The organism is Streptomyces sp. NPDC001617 (assembly GCF_053596855.1).
This window is the reverse complement of the sequence record NZ_JBSFHA010000001.1, coordinates 1-12,683: the sequence shown is the minus strand read 5'-3', so window position 1 is coordinate 12,683 and position 12,683 is coordinate 1. Positions and strand designations below refer to the sequence as shown.

The following is a 12,683-nucleotide window of genomic DNA, read 5'->3' as shown; positions in this document are numbered from 1 at the left end:
GAGGTTCTCACGGCCCTGAGGACCTTTCCACCGTCACCGGGTGCCGGCGGCCCGACCGCGTGAGCGGTAGCCGGCGACCTTCGCCAGGTTCCCGCACCGCTCCATCGAGCACCAACGGCGGCGCCGGGCCTGGGAGTCGTCCAGGAACAGCAGCGAACAGTCCGGGTTCTCGCAACTTTTCACCCGCTCCAGGAGCGGGCTGCCCACCAGGAGTACGGCGTCCCTGGCCACCGTCGCCAGCGCCGCCCGGGCGGGCTGTCGTGCCGTCCAGCGGGCCGGGCCCAGCTGGGGAGCGAGGTCCGGGCGGGCGGCCGTCTCGTTGACCAGCTCCACATCGGCCGGCGCCGGCGCCTGCCCGGCCATCGCCGCCCGTACGACACGGTGGACGGCCTCGCGCAGGACGCGGGCGTCGGCCACGTCCCGCGCGGTGACCCGCATCGGCCCGTCGCCCGCGGCCAGTTCCGCCTCCGCGAACCAACGCGCCAGTGCGGCGGGGTCCGGGATCCGCTCCAGGGGAGTGGCATGCCGTCGGCCCAGGGTCGCCACGAAGTCGAGACAGGGGCGGCCGCCGATGAACGGGAACGCTAGTGCCGGGTCGGCGGCGGCTGAGGTCATACGAGGGAGCGTACACCGGTTCATGAGGTGTCGTATGTCCGTCGAACCCTCTTGACACCGGTTGAAGAGGTGTCGGAAGGTGACACCACTTCAACCGGTGTCAGCCGGGTGTGACGCTGCGACAGGAAGCAGGTGCGGTATGCGTGCGGTGCGGATCGACGAGTTCGGCGGGCCCGAGGTGCTGGTGCCGGTCGAGATGCCCGAGCCGGTGGCCGGGCCCGGTCAGGTGCTGGTGCGGATCGCGGCGGCGGGCGTGAACCGCGCCGACGCGCTCGTCCGGGCCGGCGTCTACCACCGGGCCGGACGTCCGCCGCTGATCCCGGGCGTGGAGGCGGCCGGTGTCGTCGCGGCGGTCGGGGAGGGGGTGACCGGTCTGGAGGTCGGACAGCGGGTCATGGCCCTGGACGGGGTGAACGCCCCTGGTTTCTATGCCGAGTCGGCGGCCGTGCCCGCCTCGAGGGTCACCGTCCTGCCGGAAGGGGTGGGCTGGGGTGAGGCGGCCACCCTGCCGGTCGCCTGGCTCTCCGCCTGGTACTGCCTGCGGCACCTGGCCAAGGTCGCCAAGGAGGACACGGTGGTGGTGAAGGCGGCGGCGAGCGGGGTCGGCAGCGCGGCCGTGCAGATCGCCGCCGAGACCGGCGCGCGGGTCATCGCCCTCGCCGGGTCGGCGGAAAAGGCCGCGTGGGCAGGGGAGTTCGGGGCCCGGGACATCGTCGACACCTCCGCCCACACCGACGAGGCCGAGGTCGAGGAAGTGCTGCGGCTGACCGACGGACGCGGCGCCGACGTCGTCCTCGACACCGTCGGCGGCCGGGCGTTCGGGCGGAGCCTGCGCGAGGTCGGGCACGGCGGCCGGGTCGTCGCGCTCGCCAACGTCGCCCTGGAGCCCAGCACCATCGACACCCGCGACTTCTACCCCAAGAACGCGGCCGTCCTCGGCTTCCAGCTCACCAACCTGCAGATCCACGGCTACGACCCCCGCCCCGACCTGCGCGAGCTGGCCGAGCGGGTCGCCGCGGGGGCGTACCGTGTGCCGGTGGAGACCGTCGTACCCCTCGAAGAGGCCCGCGCCGCCCATGAGTTGCTGGAGCGACGGGACAACCGTGGCAAGATCGTCCTGGCGGTGGCCGACCTCTGAGCCATGGCCAGGGCAACGGCCGCGGCGAAGGGACACCGGTGGAGTTCAGCGATCTCGGGACACCTCGGGCACGCCAGGCACTGAGGCACGTCGCCGCCCGCTCCGCGGGTCCGGCCGTCGCCCCGGACCTGCGGATCACGCTGAACTTCCACCCCGACCGGCTCGTCGGCGGGCTCCCCATCCTCCAGGCGCTGGCCCGGGACGGCGCCTATCACTCGCAGTTCGTCACCGGCACCAGCAACGGCGGCCTCACCGCCCACCCCGGCGGCGACCGCCGGCGCTGGGAGAGCCGGATCTTCGGCGGCGCCTACGACGACGCCGACCCGCACGACCGGCCCGTGTACGGCGCGCTCGACTTCCGGCGTCAAGTGGTCGGCGCCGCCCCGCGGTTCGGCTCCTCGCACTTCCGTCTCACCGCCGACACCCTCGCTCGCACCACCTTCTGCTACCCCGACAGCGCGGCCGAGCCGACCGACTTCGGGGTGGCCGCCGGCATGTCGCTCATCGCGCTCGCCGAGGCCGACGAGCAGGACGCCCTCAACGACTACATCGAGGCCCAGGTCCACGGCGGCGTCCAACTCACCCGGCACCTGGAGGCGCTCGTCCTGGACGCGAGCTACCGCGGCACGCCCGTCGAGGCGGCGGCCCGCCTACTGCCGTGCCCCGTCGAGTGGCACCCCGGCTACCGGCTCACCGTGGCGGAGCTGCGGGAGCACGCGGACTACCGCGGCCTGGAGTACGCGGAGTTGGGCGCCCGGATCGCCCGGGACGGCCGCGTCGACCCACGGATCATCGGGGACGCCGCCCGCACCGGCCGCCATGAGCTGCAGGACCTGAAGATGGTGTGGCACACCCTCGCCCGCTTCGGCGCGCCCGAAGGCGCGGGCACCGCCTGGGCGCCGGGTGGCCACACCCCTGGAGTCAGCACGTCGAGCACATAGGCACGGGCGACCAGCTCGGTACGGTTCGCCGCGCGCCGGCGGGCCGTCAGCCGCCGGCGGGGCCAGGATGCGGGCCTCGATCGGTGTGGACCCGGTTCGGCTCCGGCGCGGGCGGTACGCGTTCGCCCGGCATCCGCGGCATCACCAGCAGGGCGGGCGTGTCGTCCACGGTGTCGCTGACCGGGTCGGCCGTGAGCTCGCCGTACCGCCTGGCCCCGCACGGCGCCTCCCACTGCACCGAGACGCGAGCGGTCGCGCCACACCACGGCTTCGAGACGTCCGAAGCCCACCCTCGGCTCCTGTCACCCGACACAGATACGTGCGCTCTGCAATCATGTGGGGACGCAGACGGTGAACTCGCACGTGGGTGGGCGCCACACGGTTACACGGCCAGCCAGGCAGCCTGGTCCGGCGCCAGCACACCGCCCTCCACCGGGCCGCTCGCCAGCAGAACCGACGCGTGCTCGGGCAGCCGGTACGGCCCGGCCGAGAGGTTGACCACGCAGACGAAGCCGGGGGCGCGGGCGAAGGCCAGGACACCGGAGGGCGCGTCGAGCCAGTCCAGGCTGCCGTCGCCGAGGGCGGGGTGCTCGCGGCGCAGCCGCAGTGCGGCGCGGTACAGCTCCAGCATCGAGTCCTCGTCGCCGGTCTGTTCGGCCACGCCCAGGCCGGCCCAGCTCTCCGGTTGCGGCAGCCACGGCTCGGCCGTCGCGCCCTCCGGGCTGAACCCGTACGGCGCCTTCGACCCGGACCACGGGATCGGCACCCGGCAGCCGTCGCGCCCGCGGTCGGTGTGCCCGGAGCGCTCCCAGACGGGGTCCTGGAGGACCGACTCGGGCAGCTCCTCGGCCTCCGGCAGCCCGAGCTCCTCGCCCTGGTACACATAGGCCCCGCCGGGGAGGGCGAGCATCAGCAGGGCGGCGGCGCGGGCCCGGCGCGTGCCGAGTTCCAGGTCGAGGGGACCCTCGGGGCGGTACGGCTCGTTCACCGTCCAGGGCCGGACGGTCTTGCGGCCGTAGCGGCTGGGATGGCGTACGACGTCGTGGTTGGAGAGCACCCAGGTGGCCGGCGCGCCCACCGCGCCCAGCATCGCGAGCGAGTCGTCGATGACCGCCCGCAGGTCCTTGGGGTCCCAACTGGACATCAGGAAGTCGAAGTTGAACGCCGTGTGCAGTCCGTCCCGGCGGACGTAGGCGGCCAGCCGCTCCGGGGTGTCCGCCCAGGCCTCGGCGACGAAGGACCGGTCGCCGGGGAACTCGTCGGCGACGCGGCGCCAGGCGCGGTAGATGTCGTGCACCTCGTCCCGGTCCCAGTGCGGGTGGTCGACGTGCTGCCGGGGTCCCTCCGCTTCGGGGCGGGGCGGCAGGTCGGACAGCTCCGGGTGTTTGATCAGCCCGTGCGCGACATCGATCCGGAAGCCGTCCACGCCCCGGCCGAACCAGAAGCGCAGGATCGACTCGAACTCGGCGCGTACGTCCGGGTGTTGCCAGTTGAGGTCGGGCTGCTCGGGCGCGAACAGGTGCAGGTACCACTCGCCGTCGGGCAGCCGGGTCCAGGCCGGGCCGCCGAAGCAGGACACCCAGTCGTTCGGCGGCTCGGCGCCCTCGGGCCCACGCCCGGCCCGGAACACGTACCGCTCCCGCTCCGGGCTGCCCGGCCCCGCCGTCAACGCGGCCCGGAACCAGGCGTGTTGATCGGAGGTGTGGTTCGGCACGATGTCCGGGATCACCCGGATTCCGTGTCGGTGTGCCTCCTCGATGAGCTGCTCGGCCTCCTCGACCGTCCCGAACAGCGGGTCGATCTCCCGGAAGTCGGCGACGTCGTAACCGTGGTCGGCCATCGGCGACCTGTACCAGGGGTTGATCCAGATCGCGTCGATGCCGAGCCACTGGAGATACGGCAGCCGGGAGCGGATGCCGGCGATGTCGCCGACCCCGTCCCCGTTCCCGTCGGCGAAGCTGCGGATGTAGACCTGGTAGATGACGGCGTCGCGCCACCAAGGTGCGGTGCTGGTGGACATTCGGTGCGGTCCTCCTGGGTCATGACAACGCTTGCAAGCCTGAAGGTCCAAGGGTGAACCCTTCCGGCGTCACATGCCAGTAATGCCCTGACAGCGCTGTCACCAATCCGCGCACACCCGTGCTAGCGTCCGCCCATGCCGCCAGCCCAGAGGCACCCCACGATGGCCGACGTCGCCGGACGGGCCGGGGTCTCCGTCTCCACCGTCTCGCGCACCCTGCGCGGCCTCGCGAACGTGTCGCCTCAGGTGCGTGCCAGGGTCGAACGGGCCGCCCGCGAGCTGAACTTCGCCGTCTCGCGGCAGGCGTCGAGCCTGGTGACCGGCAGGACCGGGGTGGTCGCGGTGCTGGTACCCACCCTCGACTCGTGGTTCATGGGCTCGGCCCTGTCCAGCCTGGGCCCGTTGCTGCGCGCGGCGGGCAGGGAGTTGAGCGTCTACGTGATACCCGACCTGGCCGAACGAGCCGCGTTCTTCGAGCAGTTGCCGGCCCGCCGCAACGCCGACGCACTGCTGGTCTTCTCCTTCGACCTCACCGACGAGGAGAACGCACGGCTCGACGGCCTCGGCATGCCCGTCGTCTACGTCAGCCAGCACGCCGAGCAGCGGCCGAGCGTCTACGTCGACGACGTGGCCGCCGCCCGGTCCGGCACCCGGCATCTGCTGAACCTGGGCCACCGCCGCATCGCGTTCATGCAGAGTCCCGGCGCCACCGGCTTCTCCTTCAGTTCGCACGAGCGGCTGCTCGGCTACCAGCAGGCGCTCGCCGAGGCGGAGATGCCGTCGGACGACTCCCTCGTGGTGTCCGCACCGGCCGCGGACAAACGTGCCGTCGCGGAGGCCCTCGGGCAGCTTCTGGGCCTGCGGGAACCGCCCACCGCGGTCTTCGCCGAGGAGGACGAGCTGGCGGTCTCACTGATCTGGACGCTGCGCAGGTCCCGGATCGAGGTGCCCGAGCGGATGTCCGTGCTCGGCTTCGACGACCAGCCGGTGGCCGAGCTGTTCGACCTGACCACGGTGGCCCAGTCACCGTCCGACATGGGCCGGGTGGTCGGTGAGCTGGTCCTTCGGCTGCTCGACGACCCCGAGGCGGACCAGAACCGGCACGTCGTGCTGCCGACCCGGCTGATCCCGCGCGGCACCACCGCTCTGGCGCCCGGACCTGCGGAGGAGTCCGACTGAGGGACTTCGCGAGGCCCCGCGCAAGGCCCTCGGGAAGGTCTCGACTGCATGATCGCGCAGTCCCCCCACACACACCGCGGACACCCTCCCCGGTGTCCCCGACCCACGCGGACCTGATGGTCTCCCTATTGGAAGCCCCCGCACGCTCGGGCACCGGCGTGTACCGGGGACCGGCTCAGGCCACCTCACCGTCGTCGAGCCTGGCGACACGGTGTCGGCCGGAACCAGCCGTGCCGTGGGGCCTGCGTACGTCTGCGGCCAGGGTTCGAAGATGACGCCGGGCGTGCGGGACGTGTTCCGTACGCTGTACCGGGACCGCACGCCGGGCGCGGACACGGCGGCGGCCGAGGAATGGCTGAACGGGCTGGTCGCGGGCGGGCGTTACGTCGAGGACGTGTACGCGGCCGGCTGATCGAAGGGGAGAGGCGGGCGCACGGTGGTGGACTCCTGGGAACGGGCCCGGCGGATTCTGGAGAGCTCCGGGATCCCTCCCGGGAGTCTCGCCGACCTGCGTGCGCTGACCGGCGGCACGTACAACATCGTCGAGGAGCTCCGGCTCACCGACGGCAGCCGCTATGTGCTGAAGGTGGCGCCGGACGCGCAGGGCCTGCGCCACGAGAGCCGACTCCTCGTCTCCGAGGCCGAGTTCTACCGGGGCGCCGCCGAGGCCGACGTTCCGGCACCCCGTGTGGTGGCCGTCGGGGGCGGCGACAGTGCCGTACGCCATCTGCTGATGACCGCCCTGCCCGGGGAGCCCTGGGACGAGCCCCTCGGCGAGGCCGAACGGGCCGTTCTGCGCACCGAGTTGGGCCGACAGACGGCCCGGCTGCACCGTGTGTCCGGGCCGGGGTTCGGCTATCCGTCCGGTGCGCTCGGTCCGCCGGCAGCCGACTGGCGCACCGCGTTCACCGGCATGCTCGACGCCGTACTGGACGACGCCCGCGACTACGAGGCCCCGCTGCCCCGGCCCGCCGACGACGTGGCCCGCACCCTCCGCACCGCGTACGACGCGCTCGACGAGGTCACCGCCCCGGCGCTCGTCCACTTCGACCTGTGGTGGGGCAACATCCTGCTCGACCGCTCGACGGGGGAGCCCCGGATCGGCGGGCTGATCGACGGCGAGCGGATGTTCTGGGGTGACCCGCTGGCCGACTTCGTCTCGCTGGCGCTGCTCGGGGACATCAGGAAGGACGAGGCGTTCCTGGCGGGCTACCGGGAGGCCGGCGGGCGGGCCGAGTTCGACCCCCCGGCGCTGCTGCGGCTGGCCCTCTACCGCGCCTACCTCTACCTGATCATGCTCACCGAGACGGTCCCGAGAGCGATGGACGAGGGCGAGTGCCGCTGGCGGCAGGACGTCGTCGCGCCGGAACTCGTGGCGGCCCTGGAGGAAATCGAGGAGCCGGCCTCCTAGCGTCTTGGGCGATCCATGGGCCGCACTCGCTTAGCTCATAGCGTGAACTAAGGGTTGGAGGAATGTCGCGCCGGAGCCGCCCGCAGAGGTATGTTGCAGGTCGGGAAGGGTTCGGAAGGAGCCATATGGCGGGGCGGAACGGGCGCACGGTGCGCGACCTCAGGCGGGCCAACCGCGCAGCCGTGCTGCAGCGGCTCTACTTCGACGGACCCCTCAGCCGCTTCGAGCTTGGCCCGGCGACCGGGCTGAGCTCCGGCTCGATCAGCAACGTCGTCGCGGACCTCGTCACCGACGGACTGGTCGAGGAGGCGGGCAGCGTCGACTCCGACGGCGGCCGCCCCCGCATCCTGCTGCGCGTGGCACCCGGCGCCGGGCACATGATCGGCGTCGACGTCGGTGAGACCCGGGTGCGTGTGGAGCTGTTCGACCTCACCCTCACGGAACTCGCCCGCGCCGAACGCCCGCTCACGCAGCAGGGCTACGAGGTCGAGGTCATCGTCGGTCACATCCGCGACGGGATCACCGAAGTGCTCGCCGACGCCGGCATCGAGGCCGAACGGCTTCTCGGCGTCGGGATCGGTGTCCCCGGCATCGTCGAGCACACGCCGGACCGGGGCGCCGTCGTACACGGGCAGACCATCGGGTGGGACGCGGTGCCGCTGGAGGCGCTGCTCCGGTCGACGTCCCGACTTCCGGACGGGGTGCGGTACTTCATCGACAACGGGGCCAAGACCCTGGGTCAGGCCGAGATGTGGTTCGGTGCGGGACGAGGTGCTCGCAACGCGATCGTCGTGCTGTTCGGATCCGGGGTCGGGGCGTGTCTGGTGACGCCCGAGGTGGAGCACGGGCGGGCGGTGGAGTGGGGGCATCTGACGGTACGGGTCCGGGGGCGGCGGTGTCGGTGCGGTGCGCTCGGGTGTCTGGAGGCGTACGCGGGCGCGGAGTCGTTGCTCTCGCGGTGGCGGGAGGCGGGCGGGCGGCCGGCCGAGGGGCTCGACGAGGAGACGGCGCTGGCTGCGATGCTGGGGGCGGCGTATCCCTCCGAGGGTGAGGCCGACATGGTCGCGCTGGGTGTGCTGGAGGAGACCGCCGAGTATCTGGGGGCCGGGCTGTCCGATTTGATCAACCTCTTCCAGCCCGAGCGGATCCTCATCGGGGGCTGGGCCGGGCTTCAGCTCGGGGCGCGGTTCCTGCCTGCCGTGCGGCGGCACGCGGTGTCGTATGCGTTGCGGCATCCGGCGGAGAAGGTCTCGATCGAGCTCGGGCGACTCGGGCCCGATGCGGTCACTGTGGGGGCTGCGATTCTGCCGCTTGCCGACTTCTTCGGTCGTGGGGGGCGGCGGATGGAGGGGGTTCCTGAGGGGCCGGTGCCTGCTTGGCGGGCAGTGTTGGAGGAGCGCGCCCACTGAGTGCCCCTTGCTGTCTTCGTGACCCGGGTTTGCTCAGTGATCGGCGAGGTACTCGCGTGTCGCCCGACAACGCGAAGGGAGTTTGCCGTGGCCGATCGGCGTGACGCAGGCCAGGACGGTGAACCCGTACCTCGGGATCTGCCGGATCAGCAGGTGCGTGAGGGTGAGGATCCGCTGGACATTCCGCTTCCGGAGGGGGAAGAGGCCGAGGTTCCCGACACCGATGAGGCCGGGACCGGGCGGCAGGACGGCCCCCGGTCCGCCACCGTGCATCCCGAGCACCCCGCGCCGGACGAGTCCTCCGCCTGAGCCGTGGGAGGAGCCCCCGTGGGTATCGGGGACGGGGCCCGTTCCTGGCCCGTCTACCGGCAACTCAGTGGCGACGACCGGACGGGACGGGGGAGCGCGGCGAAATCGTCGTACACCGAGACGCTGTGGCTGCGGACCGACAGTGCGGAGCGGGTCGTGCAGTCCGTCTGTCCGTACTGTGCGGTCGGCTGCGGGCAGCAGGTCTGTGTGCGGGACGGGTAGGGTCCATCCAGTTCGGCCCGCTGGACGAACCGCGCGAGCGGGCCGCCCTGCGCGTCGACCAACTGCACGAGGCCGGAGTCACCGGGCTCGGCCTGCACCCGCTTCGGTGTGTTCGCGGCGGGGATCGCCTCGGCGCAGGACCCGAAGTACACCGTGGCGCCCCAGCGAGAGCGGCCCGACGAGTCGGGATAGGCCCTCGCCGGGCCGAGCCGAGCCGAGCCGAGCCGGGCCCGGCACGGAGCCGACGTCCGGGTCCTCGGCCGGGCACGCTGCAGGTCTACGACAACGCCAGCCAAGGCCTGTTCGTCCCCCACGTCGAGCAACTCCCGCCGGAACTGCGGGAGTTCACGACGAGCTGACCCCCGCACGGTAACGCGCCGAGAACCGCGATGCCGCTAGGCGAACGCGTTCACGCCCGTCAGCTCTGCCGACAACTCCCAGAGGCGCGCGGCCTGTTCGGGGTCGACGGCCCACTCCTTGACGCCGGCGGTCTGGTCGCCCTCCACGGCGAGCTCGGCGATGTCGCAGTCCTCCAGGTAGACGCCGCCCAGTCCGTCCAGCTGCGCTGAGGTCGCCGCCCAGACCTGGGTGGCCGCGCCCTGCGGCGGGGTCTTGAAGCCCTGCGGGTTGAGGATGGTGCCGGCCTCGTCGATCCAGCCGCGCTCGATCATCTCCTCCCTGGGGATGTGCCGTTGGAGCGGCGTGAGGATGCCGCCGGGGTGCAGCGCGAAGGCGCGGACGCCGGCGTCGCGGCCGAGTCGGTCGAGGTGGACGGCGAACAGGACGTTCGCGGTCTTGGCCTGGCCGTAGGCCTGCCACTTGTCGTAGCCCCGCTGCCACTGGACGTCGTCCCAGCGCATGCCGGAGAAGTGGTGGGCGCGCGAGGAGACGGAGACGATCCGGGCGCCGCCCGGCGCGATGGCCGGCCACAACCGGTTGACCAGGGCGAAGTGGCCGAGGTGGTTGGTCGCGAACTGCGCCTCCCAGCCGGGCCCCACCCGGGTCTCCGGGCAGGCCATGATGCCGGCGCTGTCGATCACGATGTCGATGTTCCGCCCCGAGGCGAGGAACCGCCCGGCGAAGCCGCGCACGCTCTCCAGGTCACCGAGGTCCAACTCGTCCACCTCGGTGCCCTCCAGGCCCGAGAGCGCCTCCTCGGCGGTCTCACGGCGGCGGGCCGGGACGACGACATGGGCGCCGGCCTCGGTGAGCGCGCGGGTGGTCTCCAGGCCGATGCCCGAGTAGCCGCCCGTGACGATGGCGAGCTTCCCGGTGAGATCGACGCCCTTCAGGACGTCCTCGGCGGTGCTGGTGGCGCCGAAACCTGATCCGATCCTGTGCTGTGCAGTGCTCATGCCCGGAACGCTACGAATTGGAGTGCGCTCCAAGTCAAGCGGGAATCGGCCCTGTCGGCGCCGGCCGGACAGGGAAGAGCCCCGACCGGACGGGGGAATCTCGGTCGGGGCCGCCAAGTGGTGGGCACGGATGGCGGTCGCCTCTCGGCGAAAGGCTCCACAGGGCTTCAGCCGAACGATCGTCCCTGTGGGCAAAAGGTGAGGCCCGGGGACACTGTCCCATCCGCACCCACGTGTTGTTCAACGGGCAACCTCTTGTCGGTGTTCCGGCACGCTCCGTGACCTCCGTCACGCGATGCCGAAGGGGCTGTCCGCCAGGGACGCCAACAGGTGCGCGGGGTCGTCGTAGACCGCCTCCGCGCCCGCCGCCTCCAGGTCCGCGCGCGGAATCCCGCCGCACAGCACGCCCAGGCAGCGCACGCCGGCGCGGGCGCCCGCGCGCATGTCCCACACGGTGTCGCCGACGAAGACCGCGCGCTCGGCGGGCACCCCGGCCCGTTCCAGGGCGTGTTCGACGGGCTCGGGGGCCGGTTTGCCCTGCTCGACGTCGTCGGCGCTCGCGGTGGCGGTGATCGCGTCGTCGGCGGAGATCGCGCGGCGCAGCGCGGAGAGCTCCGGGCCGCTCGCCGAGGTGGCCAGCACCACCTGCCAGCCGTCCTGGTCCAGGCGTCGCAGCAGCCGTCCGGTGTCGCGCAACGCGGGCAGCCGGTCGAAGTACTGGCCGTACAACGCCTTGTGCGCGGCGCTCAGTTCGGCGTCCCCGTCCTTGTCCCGCCGCTCTCCGAGGAGCCGGGCGATCAGGTCCTCGGAGCCGAGCCCGACGGAGCGGTGGATGGCGTGCATGGGCACCTGGTGGCCGGCCTGCCGGAACGCCTCCCACCAGGTCGCCACATGCAGGTGGTTGGTGTCGACGAGGGTTCCGTCGACGTCGAACACGGCCGCCCGTTCCATGCGCGCTCCCTTGCTCTCTCGGCGCACGAGTACCACGTCAGCGGCCCGCCACTCCTTCCGGAGTATGCCGCCGGCGAGTCCAGGCCAGCAGTTCGTCCAGGGGCCAGGAATTCACCACGCGCCCGGCGGGTACCCCGCACTCCTCGGCCCGCGCACAGCCCAGGATCTGCCAGTCCAGCTGACCAGGCGCATGCGCGTCGGTGTCGACCGAGAACAGCACCCCCGCCTCCACCGCCCGGCGCAGCAGCCTGCGCGGCGGATCGAGCCGCTCCGGCCGGCTGTTGATCTCCAGCGCCGTGCCCGTCTCGGCGCACGCGGCGAACACCTCGTCGGCGTCGAACTCCGACTCGGGCCGCCCCCGCCCGGTCACCAGCCGCCCGGTGCAGTGCCCGAGTACGTCGGAGTGCGGATTCCGTACGGCGGCCACCATGCGGCGGGTCATCGAGCGGGCGTCCATGCGCAGCTTGGAGTGCACCGACACCACGACAAGATCCAGCCGTTCCAGCAGCTCCGGCTCCTGGTCGAGCGCGCCGTCGTCGAGGATGTCGCACTCGATGCCGGTGAGCAGCCGGAACGGCGCCCAGGTGCGATTCAGCCCGGCCACCACGTCCAACTGCTCCCGCAGTCGCTCGGGAGACAGGCCGCGCGCCACCGTGAGCCGCGGCGAGTGGTCCGTCAGCACCGCCCACTCGTGCCCGAGCGCCACCGCGGCCCGGCCCATCTCCTCGATCGGGCTGCCGCCGTCCGACCAGTCGGAGTGCAGATGGCAGTCCCCGCGCAGCAGCGCCCGCAGCTCCTCGCCGCCCCGGTCGCCGTGCGGTGCCGCGGCCTCGCCGTCCAGCTCGCGCAGATAGCCCGGCACCTCCCCGGCCAGCGCCTCCAGGACGACCTGCGCCGTCTTCGGACCGACCCCCTTGAGCGACTCCAGCGTCCCGGCGGCCGCCCGCTCGCGCACCTCGCCCTCGGGCAGGGCGGACAGCACCCGGGACGCCGTACGGAAGGCGCGCACGCGGTACGTCGGCGCGAGGGACCGCTCCATCCGCATCGCCATCAGCTAGGCCCGGTAGAGCGCCTCGACCTCGTTGGCGTAGGCGTTCTCGATGGCCTTGCGCTTCAGCTTCAGGGACGGGGTC

General features: G+C 72.5%; 12 protein-coding genes and 3 pseudogenes. 9 read left to right on the top strand and 6 right to left on the bottom strand.

Annotated features, from left to right (window positions below; all coding sequences use genetic code 11):
• Nucleotides 1–33: 33 nt before the first annotated feature.
• Entirely contained in the window at nucleotides 34–615 is a 582-nt protein-coding gene (locus tag ACWC09_RS00075) for a CGNR zinc finger domain-containing protein (protein ID WP_450846879.1), read from the bottom strand.
• A 139-nt stretch (nucleotides 616–754) separates the two neighbouring features.
• Here ACWC09_RS00075 and ACWC09_RS00070 point away from each other — a divergent pair, with 139 nt between their 5' ends.
• Both ACWC09_RS00070 and ACWC09_RS00065 read left to right on the top strand, forming a co-directional pair.
• The gene (locus tag ACWC09_RS00070) at nucleotides 755–1,753 is read left to right on the top strand and encodes a quinone oxidoreductase family protein (protein WP_450846877.1); all 999 of its coding nucleotides are present in this window, start codon (nucleotides 755–757) and stop codon (nucleotides 1,751–1,753) included.
• Nucleotides 1,754–1,791: 38 nt separating this feature from the next.
• Entirely contained in the window at nucleotides 1,792–2,694 is a 903-nt protein-coding gene (locus ACWC09_RS00065) for a DUF3626 domain-containing protein (protein ID WP_450846876.1), read from the top strand.
• Here the strand turns inward: ACWC09_RS00065 and ACWC09_RS00060 are convergent.
• Both ACWC09_RS00060 and ACWC09_RS00055 read right to left on the bottom strand, forming a co-directional pair.
• Nucleotides 2,652–2,941, bottom strand: a pseudogene (locus ACWC09_RS00060) (diguanylate cyclase); the annotation flags it as partial. The gene ACWC09_RS00065 and the pseudogene ACWC09_RS00060 sit on opposite strands and share 43 nt — an antisense overlap.
• Before the next feature lie 135 nt (nucleotides 2,942–3,076).
• On the bottom strand, nucleotides 3,077–4,714 hold the full coding sequence (locus ACWC09_RS00055; protein ID WP_450846874.1) for a glycoside hydrolase family 13 protein: 1,638 nt from the start codon (nucleotides 4,712–4,714) through the stop codon (nucleotides 3,077–3,079).
• Nucleotides 4,715–4,849: 135 nt separating this feature from the next.
• Between ACWC09_RS00055 and ACWC09_RS00050 the strand changes: the two genes are divergently transcribed.
• The 7 genes and pseudogenes from ACWC09_RS00050 to ACWC09_RS00020 form a co-directional block, all read left to right on the top strand.
• Nucleotides 4,850–5,893, top strand: coding sequence for a LacI family DNA-binding transcriptional regulator (locus tag ACWC09_RS00050; protein WP_450846872.1), 1,044 nt, complete (start codon nucleotides 4,850–4,852; stop codon nucleotides 5,891–5,893).
• A 271-nt stretch (nucleotides 5,894–6,164) separates the two neighbouring features.
• Nucleotides 6,165–6,305, top strand: a complete 141-nt coding sequence (locus tag ACWC09_RS00045; RefSeq protein ID WP_450846870.1) for a hypothetical protein — start codon at nucleotides 6,165–6,167, stop codon at nucleotides 6,303–6,305.
• A 24-nt stretch (nucleotides 6,306–6,329) separates the two neighbouring features.
• A complete protein-coding gene (locus ACWC09_RS00040) occupies nucleotides 6,330–7,304 on the top strand; it encodes a phosphotransferase family protein (protein ID WP_450846869.1) in 975 nt (324 codons plus the stop codon).
• Between the two features lie 125 nt (nucleotides 7,305–7,429).
• Nucleotides 7,430–8,713 carry an ROK family transcriptional regulator gene (locus ACWC09_RS00035; protein ID WP_450846867.1) on the top strand — a complete coding sequence of 428 codons (1,284 nt, stop codon included), beginning with the start codon at nucleotides 7,430–7,432 and terminating at the stop codon, nucleotides 8,711–8,713.
• Between the two features lie 87 nt (nucleotides 8,714–8,800).
• Nucleotides 8,801–9,022, top strand: coding sequence for a hypothetical protein (locus ACWC09_RS00030; protein ID WP_450846865.1), 222 nt, complete (start codon nucleotides 8,801–8,803; stop codon nucleotides 9,020–9,022).
• An 18-nt stretch (nucleotides 9,023–9,040) separates the two neighbouring features.
• Nucleotides 9,041–9,238, top strand: a pseudogene (locus ACWC09_RS00025) (hypothetical protein); the annotation flags it as partial.
• Nucleotides 9,239–9,328: 90 nt separating this feature from the next.
• Nucleotides 9,329–9,436, top strand: a pseudogene (locus tag ACWC09_RS00020) (NrfD/PsrC family molybdoenzyme membrane anchor subunit); the annotation flags it as partial.
• A 203-nt stretch (nucleotides 9,437–9,639) separates the two neighbouring features.
• Here the strand turns inward: ACWC09_RS00020 and ACWC09_RS00015 are convergent.
• The 3 genes from ACWC09_RS00015 to ACWC09_RS00005 all read right to left on the bottom strand — a co-directional run bounded on the left by ACWC09_RS00015 (nucleotide 9,640) and on the right by ACWC09_RS00005 (nucleotide 12,589).
• Nucleotides 9,640–10,599 carry an SDR family NAD(P)-dependent oxidoreductase gene (locus tag ACWC09_RS00015; RefSeq protein WP_450846863.1) on the bottom strand — a complete coding sequence of 320 codons (960 nt, stop codon included), beginning with the start codon at nucleotides 10,597–10,599 and terminating at the stop codon, nucleotides 9,640–9,642.
• A 288-nt stretch (nucleotides 10,600–10,887) separates the two neighbouring features.
• Nucleotides 10,888–11,550, bottom strand: a complete 663-nt coding sequence (locus ACWC09_RS00010) for an HAD family hydrolase (RefSeq protein ID WP_450846861.1) — start codon at nucleotides 11,548–11,550, stop codon at nucleotides 10,888–10,890.
• A gap of 37 nt (nucleotides 11,551–11,587) precedes the next feature.
• The gene (locus ACWC09_RS00005; protein WP_450846860.1) at nucleotides 11,588–12,589 is read right to left on the bottom strand and encodes a PHP domain-containing protein; all 1,002 of its coding nucleotides are present in this window, start codon (nucleotides 12,587–12,589) and stop codon (nucleotides 11,588–11,590) included.
• Nucleotides 12,590–12,683: the final 94 nt, after the last annotated feature.

Coding starts and splice junctions, on each gene's coding strand:
- ACWC09_RS00050 (WP_450846872.1), top strand. CDS start 4,850: ATGCCGCCAGCCCAGAGGCACCCCACGATGGCCGACGTCGCCGGACGG.
- ACWC09_RS00055 (WP_450846874.1), bottom strand. CDS start 4,714: ATGTCCACCAGCACCGCACCTTGGTGGCGCGACGCCGTCATCTACCAG.
- ACWC09_RS00045 (WP_450846870.1), top strand. CDS start 6,165: ATGACGCCGGGCGTGCGGGACGTGTTCCGTACGCTGTACCGGGACCGC.
- ACWC09_RS00035 (WP_450846867.1), top strand. CDS start 7,430: ATGGCGGGGCGGAACGGGCGCACGGTGCGCGACCTCAGGCGGGCCAAC.
- ACWC09_RS00005 (WP_450846860.1), bottom strand. CDS start 12,589: ATGGAGCGGTCCCTCGCGCCGACGTACCGCGTGCGCGCCTTCCGTACG.
- ACWC09_RS00010 (WP_450846861.1), bottom strand. CDS start 11,550: ATGGAACGGGCGGCCGTGTTCGACGTCGACGGAACCCTCGTCGACACC.
- ACWC09_RS00070 (WP_450846877.1), top strand. CDS start 755: ATGCGTGCGGTGCGGATCGACGAGTTCGGCGGGCCCGAGGTGCTGGTG.
- ACWC09_RS00015 (WP_450846863.1), bottom strand. CDS start 10,599: ATGAGCACTGCACAGCACAGGATCGGATCAGGTTTCGGCGCCACCAGC.
- ACWC09_RS00075 (WP_450846879.1), bottom strand. CDS start 615: ATGACCTCAGCCGCCGCCGACCCGGCACTAGCGTTCCCGTTCATCGGC.